Genomic DNA, 15,326 nt, shown 5'->3' on the forward strand with positions numbered 1-15,326 from the left:
TGTTGGGTTACCCAACTGTCGGCGCTGGTTCCCCGAGCCTTACGCTGGCCGGGTGACTACCCGTGATCCGGTCGCCGACCTGCGGCGCATCGCCTTCCTGCTGGAACGCGCCAACGAGGCGACCTACCGGGTCAAGGCATTCCGGTCGGCGGCCGCGACCATCGCGGCCCTGCCCCGCGACGAACTCACCCGACGGGCCACCGAGGGCACGCTCGCCGAACTCGCCGGCGTCGGCGACGTGACCGCCCGCTGCGTCACCGAGTCCCTGGCCGGCGAGGAACCCGTGTACCTGCGCCGCCTCGCCGCCACCGAGGGCACCGACCTCGACGGCGCGGCCGCGGTGCTGCGCGAAGCGCTGCGCGGCGACTGCCACGCCCACTCCGACTGGTCGGACGGCGGCTCGCCGATCGAGGAGATGGCCCTGGCCGCGGTCGAACTCGGCCACGAATACCTCGTCCTCACCGACCACTCGCCGAAACTGACCGTGGCCCACGGACTCACCGCCGCCCGGTTGCGCGACCAGCTCGACCACGTGGCCCGGATCAACGACGCGCTGCCCGACGGCTTCCGCATCCTCACCGGCATCGAGGTCGACATCCTCGCCGACGGCTCCCTCGACCAGGACGACGACCTGCTCGCCCGCCTCGATGTGGTGGTCGGCTCGGTGCACAGCGGACTCCGCGACGACGCGGCGAAGATGACCCGCCGGATGCTGGCCGCGATCGCCAATCCGCATCTCGACATCCTCGGGCACATGACCGGCCGCAAGGTCGCCGCACCGGGCGCCGGCGACCGCGGCCACCGGGCCGGCCGGACCCGGCCACCGAGCGACTTCGACCTGGCCAAGGTGCTCGCCGCCTGCACCGAACACGGCAAGGCGGTGGAGATCAACTCCCGGCCGGACCGGCTCGACCCGCCGAAACGCATGCTCACCGTCGCGGTCGAGGCCGGCTGTCTCTTCAGCATCGACACCGACGCCCACGCCCCGGGACAACTCGACTGGCAACGGTACGGATGTGAGCGCGCCGCCCTCTGCGGCGTCCCGGCCGACCGGGTGGTGAACACCTGGCCCGCCGACCGGCTCCTCGAATGGACGGCGGGACACCACACCGCGGGTTCCCTGTCGTAGGGTCGCAAGGTGGGACAGATTGATGACCTCGCCAACCGTTACGTCGCCGAGTGGGCGCCGCTCAACCCGACCGGAGCCACCTTCATCGGTGTGCCCGGACACGACGACCAGCTCGACGACCTCTCCCCGGAAGGCTTCGAGGCCCAGGCCGACCTGGCCCGGCGGACCCTGACCGAACTCGGCCGGACCGCCACCACCACCGAGGCGGAACTCGTCGCCAAGGAGGCCATGCAGGAACGCATCGGGCTCGACCTGATCCGCCACGAGGCCGGTGACGTCGCCAGCGAGATCAACGTCATCGCCAGCGCGGTGCACGGCCTGCGGATGTCCTTCGACCTCATGCCGGTGCAGGGCGAGGAAGCACTGGCCAACATCGCGTCCCGCCTCGGCGGCTTCCCGCGCGCCCTCGACCAGTACAAACGCACCCTGCTCGAGGAAGCGGCCAAGGGCAACGCCAGCGCCCGGATCCAGATGGCCGAGGTCGCCGACCAGTGCGCCGCCTGGAGCGACCCCACCCGCGACAACTTCTTCCTCGGCCTCGTCGACGGCCTCGACGCCACCGGCACGCTGCGGACCGAACTGACCCGCAACGCGACCGCGGCCGCGGCGGCCACCGCCGACTTCGGCCACTTCCTGCGCACCGAACTGGCCCCGCACGGCCGCGACAAGGAAGCAGCCGGCCCGGAACGCTACGCCCGCGCCTCGCAGTACTTCCTCGGCGCCCGCGTGGACCAGCACGAGACGTACCTCTGGGGCTTCGCCGAACTCGCCCGCATCGAACACGAGATGCGCCTGGTCGCCGCCGAGATCGCCGGCCCCGGAGCCACCGTCGACGAAGCGGTCACCGTCCTCGACGCCGACCCGGCCCGCAACATCCCCGGCAAGGAAGCGTTCCGCGACTGGATGCAGGCCACCGCCGACAAGGCCATGTCGGAACTCAACGGCACCCACTTCGACATCCCGCCGGTGGTCCGTACGGTGGAGGCCTGCCTCGCCCCGACCAGCGACGGCGGCATCTATTACACCGCCCCCAGCGAGGACTTCAGCCGCCCGGGCCGCATGTGGTGGGCGGTCCCCGAAGGCCAGACCACGTTCTCCACCTGGCGCGAGACCTCCACGGTGTACCACGAGGGCGTCCCCGGCCATCACCTCCAGATCGGCCAGACCATCCACCGCGCCGAACTGCTCAACCGCTGGCAGCGCCTGCTCTGCTGGTGCTCCGGTCACGGCGAGGGCTGGGCTCTGTACGCGGAACGCCTCATGGACGACCTCGGCTACCTCGCCGACCCCGGCGACCGCCTCGGCATGCTCGACGGCCAGGCCCTGCGGGCCACCCGCGTCATCGTCGACATCGGCATGCACCTCGAACTCGAGATCCCCCGCGACAACCCGTTCGGCTTCCACCCGGGCGAACGCTGGACCCCCGACCTGGGGTGGGAGTTCCTCCGCCAGCACTGCAGGATGCAGGAGGAGGTCCTGCGCTTCGAGTGGAAGCGCTACCTCGGCTGGCCCGGCCAGGCCCCGTCCTACAAGGTCGGCGAACGCATCTGGCTCCAGGCCCGCGACGACGCCAAGGCCCGCCGGGGAGCGGCCTTCGACCTCAAGGAATTCCACCGCCAGGCCCTCGACCTGGGCGCCCTCGGCCTCGACCCGCTACGCCAGGCCCTGGCCCGCCTCTGACCCACCCGGGCCGCCGGTCCGATCGCTCAACTCCGCCGGGTCGCGACCCAGGTCGCGTTGCGCGATCGGGGCCGGCCGGACATCCGGACCAGCCCGTTGTCCCGCAGGTGCTGGAGTGCTCGCAGGATCTGGTGTCCCGCCAGGCCGGTGGCCGTCTCCAGCTCGGATCGAGAACGCTCATTGCGTTCCAGTAGAGCCCACAACTGCCGCTCGACCGTCGAAAGCTCCTCCACCATGGCCGGCGGCACGTCGAACAGGTCCGTCTCGGCCACCCGATCCGCGTCCACCAGCCGGTATGTGGTCGTGCCGCGGGTACCGATCTGCTCGACGATGCCACGATCGACGAGTTCGCGGAGTTCACGGCTGGCTGCCCGGCTGTCCTGGATCCCGGTCGAAGCACGGTAGGTGCTGTTGTTCAGCGACGCGCCTTTACGGAGCAGGACCAGCGCTGTCATCTGCGATCGGGTCAGCGGGGCATCGTCCAGTCCGGCGAGCCACCGTAATGCTTCCTCGTCCAGCAGCGTATGGCTGGGGAACTCCGCCGTGAAAGTCGAGATCTCGTCGAGGAAGTGCGGCGGTTCCATGCCGGCTTCCGTGAGGGCGACGAGGATGCGGGCGATGCCCGTGCCTCGGTTCTCGCAGACCATATGGCCGTCGCCGAACGGGGTGTCCTCAAGGATTTTGAGAAGGCTCCTGTTCCGCGAAGAATGCACTGTCGTCACGCCCAGCGAACCGACCTCGACCGGGCCGTGCAGGCCACCGGGATTGCGGATCATCAAACGATCCGGATACAGCTCCACCTGGACCTGCATCCCTCGGGCGAAAGCCGAGTAGTCGCGATGCACGAGCGCGTTGACCAGGGCCTCGCGGAGCACCTCCTCGGGATACTCCCACTGTTCGATCCGGAAGATCCCGGACACGATGCTGCGTCGCCTCATGTTGCGCTTCAGCACGCGGATGCACTCGGAGACCATGTACGGGATGGGACCGTCGATCGAGCGATTCTCGATGAATCGCTCGCCGGCCGGACCGGTCACGCCGGGTTCAGCGGTCGGGTAGACGACAACGGTGAGGTCCAGCTGGGGCTCGAAAGTCTGTGGATAGACCCCGAAGACGAGCAGTCCGGCGAGGGTCGGTACCCGCTCGCTCTCATGCGTTGTCAGCACGTTGAGCATCGTTAACGCGCGTTCATCGTCGACCTTCTGGAAAATGTCGTGTCTGGTGCTCCGGATCCGTCGTAGGAACGCCTGCACGAGATCGTGGTCGAGATCGTTCATCCGGGCGCCGACGACGGGTTCAAGATCGTGTCGCTGTTCGCGGCGATTGGCGAGAAGAATGCCGACCTCGTAGTCGGTCAGCTTGCGGTCCCCGTCGCTCACGCGGATCCGGGAACCCGCCCAGGGTCCGAGCGATCGTTTATGACACGGACGTTGGTCCCGTGGAAGTTGCGGTACCTCGCAGAGGACCACCATCTTCCCGTCGATGAGGACGGATTGGATCTCCGCCCGGATCGGAGGTTCCATCTCGGAACAGAGCGAGGCCAGGTGGGCTTCCATCGCGCCAGGTCATCGACGCCTGTCACGGCGAACGCTTTCTTCTCATCGATGCCAAGCAGGAGGTGTCCGCCGTTAGCGTTGGCGAACGCACTCAACGTCTCCCATACGGTTGCCGGCAGGCCACCCTGTGCCCGTTTGACCTCGCAGGTGACCGTGTCGTTGCCGATGGCGCGCAAGGTTGTCAGCACGGAGGCGATCTCGTTGGTATTCACGACCGAGGCCCCCGAGGTAGCTGTACAACGTTGTACAACACTGTACAACGTCTATCAGTCGAGCAGCTGTTGTACAGCGACTCCATGGGGCAGGACGATCAGCGGCCGAAGAGGGGCAGGCAGGGTTCCAGGCCGGTGATCGTCACCGCGGGGCGCGGGCGGCCGTGCCAGTCGTCGGCGGTCAGGCGCAGGCGGTCGGAGGTTGCCACCTGTCCGTGCAGGACGTCGCGGGAGATGCCGTCCGGGCGGTACCCGAGCTTGCGGGAGACGCCCTGCGACGCGGCGTTGTCCTGGAAGACCTCGGAGACCGCCGCGACCGCGTCCAGGCCGGTGAAGGCCAGGTGGAGCAGGGCGGTGCGCGCTTCCGTGCCCAGGCCGCGGCGGTGGTGCGGCAGGCCGAGCCAGGACTCGGTCTTGACCTCGCGCCGGATCGCGAAGTCGTGGCCGCGGATCGCCACGATGCCGATCGGGCGCTCCTCGTGGAACACGCCGAACTCGAGTTCCCAGGAGTCGGCCCGCCACTCGCCTCGGCGTCGCCAGTGTTGCTGGATCACGTACCGGGCCCGTTCGGCCGGGGGCAGGTCGGTCCACGGGGTCAGGTACGGGCGCTCGCCCGGGGCGTGCACACCGTCGGCGGCGACCTCGGCCAACGCCGCCAGTTCGGCATCGTCGGGCTGCCGCAACCGGAGACGGTCGGTGGTCAGGCTGAGGCCGGCCGGCGGCCAGTGGTCCAGAAGCACGACCGCATCCTGTCACCGCCCGGTCGCTGCGGTCGCCGGGTTTTTCAGTGGGCGGCGAGCGCGGTGCGGAGCCAGCGGGGGTCCGCCAGCGCCGCGAGGACAAAGACGGTGAGAGCCACATAGCTGGCGGCAAAAGCCGCGAAGACCGCCACGACCAGCAACAACGCGGAGGGGAACCAGCGACGGATCATGGTTTTGACGGTACGGCCAGTGGGCAGCACAGTCGACTTGTGATCACGTTCATTTCGCTTCTGCTGCTGCTCGCCGTGCTCGGCTTCGCCGTGGCGCGGCCCCGCGGGCTGCCCGAGTGGGTGGCGGCCGTACCCGTCGCGGCTCTGCTGGTCGTTGTCGGGTTGGTGCCGTGGCGGGACGCGCTCCACGAACTGGGCGAGCTCGGGCCGACCGTCGGGTTCCTGGCCGCGGTGCTGCTGCTCGCCTTCCTCGCGGACGAGGCCGGCGTCTTCCGGTACGCCGGTGCGGCCGCCGCCCGGTGGAGCCGTGGCTCATCGCGGCGGCTGCTGGGGATCGTGTTCGTCATCGCCTCCGTGGTGACCGCGGCACTGAGCCTCGACGCCACCGTCGTACTGCTCACCCCGGTCGTCTTCGCGACCGCCGCAACCCTGGGCGTACGGCCGAAACCGCATGTCTATGCCTGCAACCACCTGGCGAACTCCGCGTCGCTGCTGCTGCCGGTCTCGAATCTCACGAACCTGCTGGCGATGTCGGCCGCCGGGCTGTCGTTCCTGTCGTTCGCGGGCCTGATGGTGTTGCCGTGGCTCGCGGTCATCGGCGTCGAGTACGTGATCCTGCGCCGCTTCTTCGCCGCCGACCTGGGCACGCCGGCGCATCCGGTGGAGATCCCCGACGAGCCGGCCCCGCGGTTCGCCCTGGTCCTGCTCGGCGTCACGCTGACCGGCTTCGCGGTGGCCGGGCCGCTGGGCGTGCACCCCGCGTGGGTCGCGCTGGCCGGGGCGGTGGTGCTCGGCGTACGCCAGAAGCAGCCGGTGGCGACGCTCGTCCGCAAGGCCAATCCGGGGTTCTGCGTGTTCGTGCTGGCCCTCGGCGTGGTGGTGCTGGCGGTGAGCCGCAGCGGGTTCGGGGCGGTCGTCGACCGGGTCGCGCCGCAGCACGCCGACCTGCTCGGGCTCCTGCTGATGGCCGTGCTGGCCGCGGTGCTGGCGAACCTGCTCAACAACCTGCCGGCGACGCTGATGCTGCTGCCGTTGACCGCGCACTCGCCCGGGCTCGTGCTGGCGGTGCTGCTGGGTGCCAACATCGGCCCCAACCTCACGTACGTGGGCTCGCTGGCGACGCTGCTCTGGCGGCGGATCCTGCACGGGCGTGGCCACGCGCCGGTGGCCGGGGAATTCGTGCGGCTGGGCGCGCTGACCGTACCCGCGTGCCTGATCGTGGGGGTGGCGTCACTGTGGGTGAGTCTGCGGGTGTCGGGGCTGTAGGGCGTTAACGTGTCGCGGGTGGCGTTGCTCACCTTTTTGCCGGGCGGCACGCATTACTTTGCGTGTTGCCCGGACCGATGTGGACGTGCTGGTCCTGACGTATCGCGCAGGCTGGGGCGGGGCGTGCGCTTCGTGTCGCATCACGCTGCGTGTCGGATGGTTCCGAGCCGACCGGGGGCCGGTCACCAGCCGCCCGGCGCACATGATCTAATGCGCTGATCAGATGACGTCTGCGTGTCGGGATCGTTTCGATGGCCCGAAAACATGGCCCCCACCTGCGGTAATTACGCACGGTGCTGGATTGCGTGCCGCCCTAATATGTCGACGTGACGCAAGTCATGGGCCCGAAATCCACCGGATCGGACAACCCGGTCGAGCCTGACGTCGAAAAACTTTCACAGATAAGCCTCCCGCAGAAGCTTCGATATCTGTCATAAAGTTGACGAGTGAGAGTTGAACAGCACTGGTGGAATGGTGACGCCCGGCTCGCGCGCCGGGATGTCTACGTCCGCACCGACGGATCTGTCTGGGAGGTCGAAGCCCAGATGGGTGGACCGCAGGGCAAATCCAAGGTGCAGCAGTGTCCGGGCAAAGCGTCCGCGCTGATCCTGGCAGACGCGTGGCGCGGTCCACGCTGGCGGTGGCGTCAGATCTGACGCCAGGAGCCGGGCTGTGCCGCAAGCGTCCTCTCTCGGCCAGCCAACCATGAATCGGGTCGGACCCTCCGGGGTCCGGCCCGATTTTGTTGTCCCCTGTGGTGCTGGGCGCGGGGTTGTCGCGCAATCCGGATTGATCCGCGCGATCCGGACGGACCCGATGTGCGCCATCATCCAGATGGCCAGATCTAGCCTGGAACCCCATGTAAACAGGACGAAAGCGATGTCATGCAGGCCACAGTGACCGACCATCGTTCCGACGTCGCCGTGCTCCGCCTGACCGGCGAGCTCGACGCCGACACCGCCCCACACCTGCACGGCCTGCTGGCGGATCTGCTCGACCGCCCGGTGCCGCGAATAGTGGTCGACCTGACCGGTCTCAAATTCTGCGACTCGGTGGGCCTGAGCGCCTTCGTCACCGCAAAACATGTCATTTCCTCACGAGGCGGGTGGCTGAGCTTCGCCGGACCCAACCGGTTCCTCGCCGAACTGCTCACCACCGTGGGTCTGAGCAGGTATTTCGCCGTCTTCCCCGAGGTCGACGACGCCATCGCGGCGGGCCAGATGTAACGCCGGGCGGGCGGGGCCACCGCTTCCGGGCGTACGGGCGACGGAGTCACCCGAAACTGTCGTACCCGTGGTCCAGGATATCGAGTGTGGAGACAAGGTCAGACTGGGTGCTGTCAAACGACCCGCTCGAACGGCAGCTGCGGAAAATCGGCGCGATGTCCGGTCACCCGCCGGTCAAGGCCGCCGTCACCGGCGCGATCGACCAGCTGGCCGGGCCCCGGCGGCGGCTGCTCGGTCTGCTCACCGACGCCCAGTACACGGCGGCGGTGTCCGACGAATGGCAGATCGTGCGCCTGCTGCAGGGCACCATCGACTACCTCGGCGGCCGCATCGGCCTACCCGAGTTCATGGACGAGCGCCCCGGCCGCTACCCCTGGTTCCCAGAGTCACCCCGCCCCCGCGGCGAGGTGGCGGCGACGCCCGGGGCCCGCGGTGAAGTGGCGGCGACGCCCGGGGCCCGCGGTGACGTGGCAGCCGCGCTACGGACTCGCGATGACGTGGCGGCGGGGTGCCGCGGGCTGCGCTGAGGTGGCGGGCCGGCTCGCTGCCTTGCCTGCGAACCTCAATCGGGGGGTTTTCGTGCGGCGCGGGGGTGGCGGTCTCGTGGGCTGTCAGCCCGGATGGTGGCGTGATGGGGCCGGGACGGCAGGAGCCGGGCTTGGAGTCACGGGGCGTGACATTGTGCGTACCCACATTGTCTTTGAGGGGTTGGGCGTGACCGAGCACGCACCTGCTCTTTGTTCCTGTCGGGGCGTGGCGCTGCGCCTGGGCCGACGGAGCGGATACCGTCACTCGCTGAGAACAGATGTTCGTGGGGGGATACGTGTCGACTTTCGCTGCAGCCGTCGCTCGGGGCAAGAACGGCTGGACGGCGTCCGAGGTGGAACTCACCGGGGCCGCCGACATCGACGAGGTTGTCGACCGGCTGCGGGATGCCGAGCCGGACGCCGAGCTTTCGTTGCTTTTCGTCGAGGCCGACGACCAGTATTTGGTGATCCTGCGGTTGGACGACGGTGAGGATCTGCGGGTCTTCGGGTCCGATTCCGCGTTCGCCGACGAGTCACGGATCGGGACGCTGCTGCTGACCGACGTGGAACCGCCGGCGTTGGAGATCGACGACCTGGCCGGGCCGCCGCCGTCGAGTGGTTCCGGGGACGACGACGAGGACGAGCGGCCCGCCGCCGACCCCGACGCCGACCCGGTGGGTGACGTCGAGATCCTGGCCGACCTGGGGATCGGGTCGCACCGGCTGCTGACGCTCTGCGGGCTCGAAGGCATGCTGCCCGCCGATGTCACCGCCGAGATCTGCCAGAAGCTGGGCGCCGGCGACGAGCTCGAAGAGCTGCGCGACGCGTGAAAGTACGTCCTCAGCACGAGACGTGGATGCGCCGGGCACTAGCCGTCGCCGCCACGTCTCCGGAGGACGTGCCCGTCGGAGCGGTGGTCTATGACGCGGGCGGGGCCGAACTGGCCTCGGCCGGCAACGAGCGGGAGGCGGCCGGGGACCCGACCGCCCACGCCGAGATCCTGGCGCTGCGCCGGGCCGCTGACAGCATCGGTACCCGGCGGCTGGACGGCTGCACGCTCGTCGTGACGCTCGAACCGTGCACGATGTGCGCGGGCGCGCTGGTGCTGGCCCGGGTCGGCACCCTGGTCTTCGGCGCCTGGGAGCCGAAGACCGGGGCCGTGGGATCCCTCTGGGACGTGGTCCGGGACGGGCGCCTGAACCACCGCCCAGAGGTTTACTCCGGTGTCCTGGAAAACGAATGCGCCGCACTCATGCGGGCCTTCTTCAGGCGATAGCGGTGTCGAGGCCGATCTGGACCATGTCCGAGAAGCCCTGCTCGCGCTGAGCCGAATCCATCTTGTCGCCACGCTTGATGTGGTCGCTGACGGTCAGGATCGTCAACGCCTTCGCCTTGTACCGGGCCGCGATCGTGTAGATGGCAGCCGACTCCATCTCGACCGCCAGCACGCCGTAGTCCGCCAGCGTGTCATAAAGGTCGGGGCGGTCGGTGTAGAACGCGTCGGCGGCCAGGATCGGACCCACCCGCAGCGCGATGTTCCGGCGCTCCGCCACGTCCGCGGCGGTCCGCAGCAGCCCGAAATCGGCGACCGGAGCGTAGTCCACCAGCCCGTCGAACCGGGTGCGGTTCATGTTCGAGTCGGTCGCCGACCCGATCGCCGCGATGACGTCCCCGAGCTGCAGATCCTCGGCGAGCGCCCCGCAGGACCCGATCCGGATCACCGACTTCACGTCGTACTCGTTGATCAGCTCGTGGGTGTAGATCGAGGCGGACGGCATGCCCATCCCGGACCCCTGGACCGAGACGCGGACGCCCTGCCAGGTGCCGGTGAAGCCCAGCATGCCGCGTACCTGTGTATAACAGACCGGATCCGTCAAAAACGTCTCAGCGATCCACTTCGCCCGCATGGGATCCCCGGGAAGAAGAACCCGCTCGGCGATGTCGCCCGGCTGCGCGCCGATGTGCACACTCATGGCCACAGATCCTGCCAGGCGGCCCCGGCTCAGGTGCATTGACCTCGCAGATCGCCGTTTGGGGTAACCCGGCGGCGGGCGGTCCCGGGGCTCTTGTATTCTACTTCGCGGTGGTGTGTCCGAGCGGCCTAAGGAGCACGCCTCGAAAGCGTGTGAGGGTGCAAGCCCTCCAAGGGTTCAAATCCCTTCACCACCGCCAATGAACCGCCCGGTAGCCCAGCTGCCGGGCGGTTCTGGTTTTCCGGGTCGGTCCGGCCGGCGGGATGCATTGACGATACGACCGTGGCGGAGCGGACTCGTCTGGTTCGTGCCCGCTGGGTTCGCGGCTCTGGGTGCTTGTGCGAGGTCGCCGAGGGGCCTCATGGTGCGGCTGAACGCGATCGCTGCCCGGCTCCGGAAGGCGGCACGGCTGTGCATCCGTGCTGCGGCTTGCCCTCGATGGGCGTCAGCTGGCGGGGCTTTGTTGGCCGGCTTCAGTTCGCGAGGCGGCGGCGGTTGGCGATCAGTTCGCGGAGGCGGGCGCCGCGCAGGCGGGAAGGCTGGGCCTGGTGCCGGGCTGATTTGGCGTCGGCGAGGGCCGCGAGGAGTTCGAGCCGGCGACGGCGACGGTCGGGGTCGAGTCGCTGCGGTACGTGGGCCATGAGGCCGAGACTGCCTACGCCGACGACGTTCGTCAAGGGTGAGTGCGTAGCGCCACTGGGAGCGTACCCACGGTGGTTGTCAGGACCGATTTTTCACCACAGCGGCCAGTCGTTTGTGGTGATCCATCTCTCGGCTACCAGGCCCACCGCGGTGGCCAGTCCCAGGCCACTGGTCGCTGCCACGCCGACCGCGACCCCCCGGTCGCCGAACAAGGTCAGGAACGCGGCCACGACCCAGGCGGAGATCGCGGCCGCGACGGTCCACCACGCGTACGACATGAGGTCGCGCCCCAGGCTTCCGAACAGCGCGAACCAGACCGCGGTGGCCCCGATGCCGGACAGCAGCAGGCCGGCCGAGATCGGGTTGGGTTCCCGGTAGACCGGCCGCGGCGGCAACGCGGGCGGGAAGTGGCCCATCGGCGGCATCATGGGCGCCCCGCCGAAAGGCTGCCCGTGCGGTCCCGGGAACGGCGGCTGACCGAACGGCGGAGGGCCGGACGGCGGCGGGCCGGACGGCAGGGTCCCGGGTCCGGCGGATCCGAACGGCTGCTGGCCGAACGGGTGCCCTGGGTCCTGCTGCGGCCACGCTGCGGCGGCCTGTGGGCCGTGAGCCCACGGCCCAGAAGGCTGCGCGCCGTAAGCCGGTGGTCCAGACGGCTGGGCGCCGAAGGGCTGGGTGCCGAAGGGCTGGGCGCCAGAGGGCTGGGCGCCAGAGGGCTGGGCGCCAGAGGGCTGGGCGCCGAAAGGCTGTGGCGCGGAAGGCTGTGGCGCGGCTGACGGCTGGAACTCGAAAGCCTGCGATCCAGAAGCCTGCGGCCACGACGGGAGTGGTCCGGAGGGCTGGGGCCCGGGAGGCTGTGATTCGGCGGACACTGCGGGGCCGGCCGGATCGGGGGTGGACGGCGGGGTGGCGGGTGGCTGCGGGGAGTGCGTCAGCGGTTCGGTCGCGCTGGGTGGGGTCGGTTGGTTGGGCGGGGGTGTTGTCGCAGCCCAGGCGCCGTGCTGTTCGGTCATGCCACCCTCCCGAGATGCGTACCACGGCCGCGGTGGGGACCGCGTCGTCGTGCGGTGCCGGAATTGCCGTCCTTCCGGCTCCGTCGCACCTGCCCGATCCACCCTATCCAGCGTTCGCGGGTCTGCGGGGATGGATGAACTCTGCCAGGATGGCGCCGTGCTTTCCCTGCGTACCCTCTCGGTCCTGACCGTCGCCGCGTTCTCGCTCGCCGCCTGCGGTGGGCAGGGCGACGGCTCGTCGGCAACCGCGACACCGCAGTTCGTGGTGCCCTCGGAGACCGCGTCGGAGGCGGCGCCGTCCGCCGATCCGCCCGCGCCCTCGGCGTCGGTGTCGGCCGGTGCCTCGAAGAGTGCGTCGCCGTCCAAGAGTGCGTCGCCGTCGAAGAGCGCGAGCAAGGCCGCCGGCGGTAAGAAGGTCACATACGCCTTCCCGGTCAACGCCTCGAATGTCGATTATCACCCGACTCACGGCAAGTATCCTGCGACGGACATCTTCGCCGACTGTGGGGAGCCGGCGGTCGCCACTACCAGCGGGGTGGTGCTCGAGGTGTCGACCAAGGACGGGTATGTGGAGGGTTCCGCGGACGGGCCGTTGAACGGTGGGCTCTCCGTGTCGATCCTCGGTGACGACGGGGTGCGCTATTACGGCTCGCACCTGAGCAAGGTGCAGTCGGGCATCAAGGCCGGTGTGCGGGTTACGGCCGGCCAGCAGGTCGGCAAGGTCGGCCGGACCGGTAACGCCAACAACGTGTGTCACCTGCACTTCGGCATCTCCCCGCCGTGTGCGCAGACCGGGGACTGGAAGGTGCGGCGGGGCGTGATCTGGCCGGCCGACTACCTCGACTCGTGGCGCAAGGGTGGCACCAAGAGCCCGGTCGCGAAGGCCGCGGCCTGGGCCAAGTCGCACAACTGCAAGGCCTGACCCGGGCCGTCACCCTCATCTGAACTGGGCGAACCTCTTTTGGGACGCCCCGGAGACCGTGGTGAACGCGCCGCCGGCGGCGAGTGAGTTCACGCTCGGGCTGCTGGCCAGGGTGAGTACGCCCTCGATCCCGTTGGCGTTCGCCTTCCAGCCGCGCAGACGGCCGTCACTGACGGCCAGAGCGGCCAGCTTGACGCGATCGTCCTGGCCGTCCAGGCAGGTGCCCTGAGCGCCGGTACGGGCTGTCCGGCACGCATTGTCGAAGTGTCCCCCCACGTACACGGAGTCGCCGAGCACGGCTACGGCCTGCGCATCGCCGTCGAAGGTGGCGGTCCAGCGTTTGCCGCCCGCCAGGTTGTAGGCGTTCGCGGTGCCGCCCTGCCCGCCGTTGGCCGTGTACACGCTGTCTCCGGTCACGGCGATGGAGAACGCGATGACCGGGGGCTTGGGTTTGAAGCCGGAGACGACGGTGCCCTTGACCGGGTCGAGCGCGACCAGGCGATCGTACCCACCGGTGCTGTTGACCTTGTGGAATTTGCCTCCGGTGTAGACCCGGCCGCCGCCGGTGGCCAGTGACTCGACCTGGTCGTCGACGGCCGGTTTCCAGGTGCTGTCGAGGGCGCCGGTGGCCAGGTCGAACGCGGCGAGCCTGGCCCGGGACTGGCCGTTCACCTTGCTGATCGTGCCGCCCACATAGAGGCGGCCGTTGGCGGCGGCGAGCGCGTACGGCCGGCCGTCGACGGTGTGCTTGAACGTGCTGGAGAGTGCGCCGCTCGTCGCGTCGAGCCGGGCGAGGCTGTCCCGTTTCTGCCCGGCGACGGTGCCGAAATCGCCACCGATGTAGACGGACGACCCGCTGACCGCGATCGCTTTCACCCGGCCGTTGGCGGCCGGGGCCCAGGGCAGGAGAGCGCCGGTGTACGCGTCGACGGCGGCGAGCCGGGTCCGCGGGTACGACTTGCCCTTGACGACCGCCTGGGTGAAGTCGCCGCCGAGGAAGATGGTGCCGCCCGAGTAGGCGACGGTCAGCACCACCCCGTTGAAGCCCGGTACGGAGTCCGAGGACTCGGCGGGCGCCGCCTGGGCGGGGCCGGCGAGCGTGGTGACGCCACCGCAGACCACCCCCAGGACGACCAGCATGCATTTGTGAGCTTTCCCCCTGATTGTCACAATTGGACCATAACTTTGCTGGTCAAGAGAGGCCAGTGTGCGAAGGTTCCTGCGTGAAAGTCGCAGTCATCGGCCTGGGCCTCATCGGCGGTTCGCTGCTGCGGGCCCTCGCCGCCCACGGCCACCACGTCACCGGATTCGACCTCGCTCCGCAGACCCGGCAGGCCGCCACCGCGCTGGCCCGGGCCGCGGACGTCCCCCAGTTCGCCGACCCGTCGATCCGGCCCATCGGGATCAAGGGCGCCTGGCACGTCGCCGGCACCGTCCCCGCCGCCGTCGAGGACGCGGACGTCGTGGTGCTCGCCGTGCCACTGCCCGCGCTGCCCGGCGTCCGCGCCGAACTCGCCGGATTCCCCGGCCTGATCACCGACGTCACGTCGGTCAAAGGCCCGGTCCGCGACCTGATGGCCGGCGACCGGTTCGTGGGCGGGCACCCGATGGCCGGCAAGGAATCGTCCGGCTTCCTCGACTCCGACCCGCACCTGTTCGACGACTGCGCCTGGGTGCTCTGCCTCGAACCCGGCACCACCGACCTGGCCGACTGGCACACGCTCGCCCGGTTGTACACCTCGATCGGCGCGCGGGTGGTGCCGGCGACCGCCGACGACCACGACCGGGCGGTGGCCCGGATCAGCCACGTGCCGCACCTGCTCGCCGCGGCGCTCAGCAACCTGCTCGACGGGAACCCGCTCGCGGGCGCCCTCGCCGCCGGTTCGTTCCGGGACGGTTCGCGGGTGGCGGCCACCCGGGCGGAACTCATCGCCGCCATGTGCGGCGGCAACGCCCCGGCCGTACGCGACGTGCTCGACGACGTGCTGGCCGAGTTGACCGGGTACGGAACTGTGCTGCGCTCCGACAACCCGGTGGCCGGGCTGACCCCGCTGCTGCGCCGGCCCGGGGAACTGCGGCGGGCCTGGCCGGCCGCTGCCGTCGTACCCGCGGAGGTGGACCTTGATCTTGATGCTCTGCTCGCTCTCGGGCGCGCCGGAGGATGGGTCACCCGTGCGGAGGACAGGTTGTTCGGGTTGCGGCCGGAAACTGACCGCAATGGCTCCTAGCCTGGTTCCGGTAAGCCGGTG

Annotated in this window: 17 protein-coding genes, 1 tRNA gene and 1 pseudogene; 11 read left to right on the forward strand and 8 right to left on the reverse strand. The window is 69.6% G+C overall.

From position 1 onward, the window contains the following. Positions 1-52 precede the first annotated feature (52 nt). Both ACIA6A_RS09490 and ACIA6A_RS09495 read left to right on the forward strand, forming a co-directional pair. A complete protein-coding gene (locus ACIA6A_RS09490) occupies positions 53-1,129 on the forward strand; it encodes a PHP domain-containing protein (protein WP_396097034.1) in 1,077 nt (358 codons plus the stop codon). A gap of 9 nt (positions 1,130-1,138) precedes the next feature. Further along, a complete protein-coding gene (locus ACIA6A_RS09495) occupies positions 1,139-2,809 on the forward strand; it encodes a DUF885 domain-containing protein (protein WP_396097036.1) in 1,671 nt (556 codons plus the stop codon). A gap of 26 nt (positions 2,810-2,835) precedes the next feature. Here ACIA6A_RS09495 and ACIA6A_RS09500 read toward each other — a convergent pair whose 3' ends face one another. The 4 genes from ACIA6A_RS09500 to ACIA6A_RS09515 form a co-directional block, all read right to left on the reverse strand. Beyond that, positions 2,836-4,188, reverse strand: a complete 1,353-nt coding sequence (locus ACIA6A_RS09500; RefSeq protein ID WP_396097037.1) for an ATP-binding protein — start codon at positions 4,186-4,188, stop codon at positions 2,836-2,838. Further along, the gene (locus ACIA6A_RS09505; RefSeq protein ID WP_396097038.1) at positions 4,185-4,577 is read right to left on the reverse strand and encodes a helix-turn-helix domain-containing protein; all 393 of its coding nucleotides are present in this window, start codon (positions 4,575-4,577) and stop codon (positions 4,185-4,187) included. Before ACIA6A_RS09505 ends, ACIA6A_RS09500 begins: the two co-directional genes overlap by 4 nt. 98 nt (positions 4,578-4,675) lie before the next feature. Beyond that, on the reverse strand, positions 4,676-5,317 hold the full coding sequence (locus tag ACIA6A_RS09510; protein WP_396097039.1) for a GNAT family N-acetyltransferase: 642 nt from the start codon (positions 5,315-5,317) through the stop codon (positions 4,676-4,678). Positions 5,318-5,361: 44 nt separating this feature from the next. Then, positions 5,362-5,508, reverse strand: coding sequence for a hypothetical protein (locus ACIA6A_RS09515; RefSeq protein WP_396097040.1), 147 nt, complete (start codon positions 5,506-5,508; stop codon positions 5,362-5,364). Positions 5,509-5,547: 39 nt separating this feature from the next. On the opposite strand from ACIA6A_RS09515, the gene ACIA6A_RS09520 reads away from it, so the two are divergent. The 6 genes from ACIA6A_RS09520 (at position 5,548) to ACIA6A_RS09545 (ending at position 9,803) form a co-directional block, all read left to right on the forward strand. Continuing rightward, a complete protein-coding gene (locus ACIA6A_RS09520; protein ID WP_396097041.1) occupies positions 5,548-6,774 on the forward strand; it encodes an ArsB/NhaD family transporter in 1,227 nt (408 codons plus the stop codon). Positions 6,775-7,220: 446 nt separating this feature from the next. After that, positions 7,221-7,430, forward strand: a complete 210-nt coding sequence (locus tag ACIA6A_RS09525; RefSeq protein ID WP_396097042.1) for a hypothetical protein — start codon at positions 7,221-7,223, stop codon at positions 7,428-7,430. A 240-nt stretch (positions 7,431-7,670) separates the two neighbouring features. Next, positions 7,671-8,000 (forward strand): STAS domain-containing protein, encoded by a 330-nt coding sequence (locus ACIA6A_RS09530; protein WP_396097043.1) that lies wholly within the window; start codon positions 7,671-7,673, stop codon positions 7,998-8,000. 107 nt (positions 8,001-8,107) lie between these two features. Further along, entirely contained in the window at positions 8,108-8,527 is a 420-nt protein-coding gene (locus ACIA6A_RS09535) for a hypothetical protein (protein ID WP_396097044.1), read from the forward strand. 296 nt (positions 8,528-8,823) lie between these two features. Then, positions 8,824-9,357, forward strand: a complete 534-nt coding sequence (locus ACIA6A_RS09540) for a tRNA adenosine deaminase-associated protein (protein ID WP_396097045.1) — start codon at positions 8,824-8,826, stop codon at positions 9,355-9,357. After that, a complete protein-coding gene (locus ACIA6A_RS09545) occupies positions 9,354-9,803 on the forward strand; it encodes a nucleoside deaminase (protein ID WP_396097046.1) in 450 nt (149 codons plus the stop codon). The genes ACIA6A_RS09540 and ACIA6A_RS09545 overlap by 4 nt, the downstream gene beginning before the upstream one ends. On the opposite strand, the gene deoD is transcribed toward ACIA6A_RS09545, so the two are convergent. Next, positions 9,793-10,500: a purine-nucleoside phosphorylase gene (gene deoD / locus ACIA6A_RS09550; RefSeq protein WP_396097048.1), complete on the reverse strand. Its 708-nt coding sequence runs from the start codon at positions 10,498-10,500 to the stop codon at positions 9,793-9,795. The two genes, ACIA6A_RS09545 and deoD, sit on opposite strands and share 11 nt — an antisense overlap. Positions 10,501-10,609: 109 nt before the next feature. Between deoD and ACIA6A_RS09555 the strand changes: the two genes are divergently transcribed. Continuing rightward, positions 10,610-10,699, forward strand: a tRNA-Ser gene (locus tag ACIA6A_RS09555). A 274-nt stretch (positions 10,700-10,973) separates the two neighbouring features. On the opposite strand, the gene ACIA6A_RS09560 is transcribed toward ACIA6A_RS09555, so the two are convergent. Together ACIA6A_RS09560 and ACIA6A_RS09565 are read right to left on the reverse strand one after the other, a co-directional pair. Further along, the gene (locus ACIA6A_RS09560) at positions 10,974-11,177 is read right to left on the reverse strand and encodes a hypothetical protein (RefSeq protein WP_396097049.1); all 204 of its coding nucleotides are present in this window, start codon (positions 11,175-11,177) and stop codon (positions 10,974-10,976) included. Between the two features lie 57 nt (positions 11,178-11,234). After that, the gene (locus ACIA6A_RS09565) at positions 11,235-11,558 is read right to left on the reverse strand and encodes a hypothetical protein (protein ID WP_396097050.1); all 324 of its coding nucleotides are present in this window, start codon (positions 11,556-11,558) and stop codon (positions 11,235-11,237) included. Positions 11,559-12,285: 727 nt separating this feature from the next. On the opposite strand from ACIA6A_RS09565, the pseudogene ACIA6A_RS09570 reads away from it, so the two are divergent. Beyond that, positions 12,286-12,870 (forward strand): annotated as a pseudogene (locus tag ACIA6A_RS09570) (M23 family metallopeptidase); the annotation flags it as partial. A 222-nt stretch (positions 12,871-13,092) separates the two neighbouring features. Here the strand turns inward: ACIA6A_RS09570 and ACIA6A_RS09575 are convergent. Further along, positions 13,093-14,217, reverse strand: a complete 1,125-nt coding sequence (locus ACIA6A_RS09575) for a hypothetical protein (RefSeq protein WP_396097052.1) — start codon at positions 14,215-14,217, stop codon at positions 13,093-13,095. 83 nt (positions 14,218-14,300) lie between these two features. Here ACIA6A_RS09575 and ACIA6A_RS09580 point away from each other — a divergent pair, with 83 nt between their 5' ends. Next, complete coding sequence (locus ACIA6A_RS09580) at positions 14,301-15,305, forward strand: prephenate dehydrogenase (RefSeq protein ID WP_396097053.1); 1,005 nt, start codon at positions 14,301-14,303, stop codon at positions 15,303-15,305. Positions 15,306-15,326: the final 21 nt, after the last annotated feature.

It is taken from the genome of Actinoplanes sp. NPDC051494 (assembly GCF_044454705.1).
Taxonomy (GTDB): Bacteria; Actinomycetota; Actinomycetes; order Mycobacteriales; family Micromonosporaceae; genus Actinoplanes.

Coding starts and splice junctions, on each gene's coding strand:
- ACIA6A_RS09515 (WP_396097040.1), bottom strand. CDS start 5,508: ATGATCCGTCGCTGGTTCCCCTCCGCGTTGTTGCTGGTCGTGGCGGTC.
- ACIA6A_RS09565 (WP_396097050.1), bottom strand. CDS start 11,558: ATGGGCCACTTCCCGCCCGCGTTGCCGCCGCGGCCGGTCTACCGGGAA.
- deoD (WP_396097048.1), bottom strand. CDS start 10,500: ATGAGTGTGCACATCGGCGCGCAGCCGGGCGACATCGCCGAGCGGGTT.
- ACIA6A_RS09575 (WP_396097052.1), bottom strand. CDS start 14,217: ATGCTGGTCGTCCTGGGGGTGGTCTGCGGTGGCGTCACCACGCTCGCC.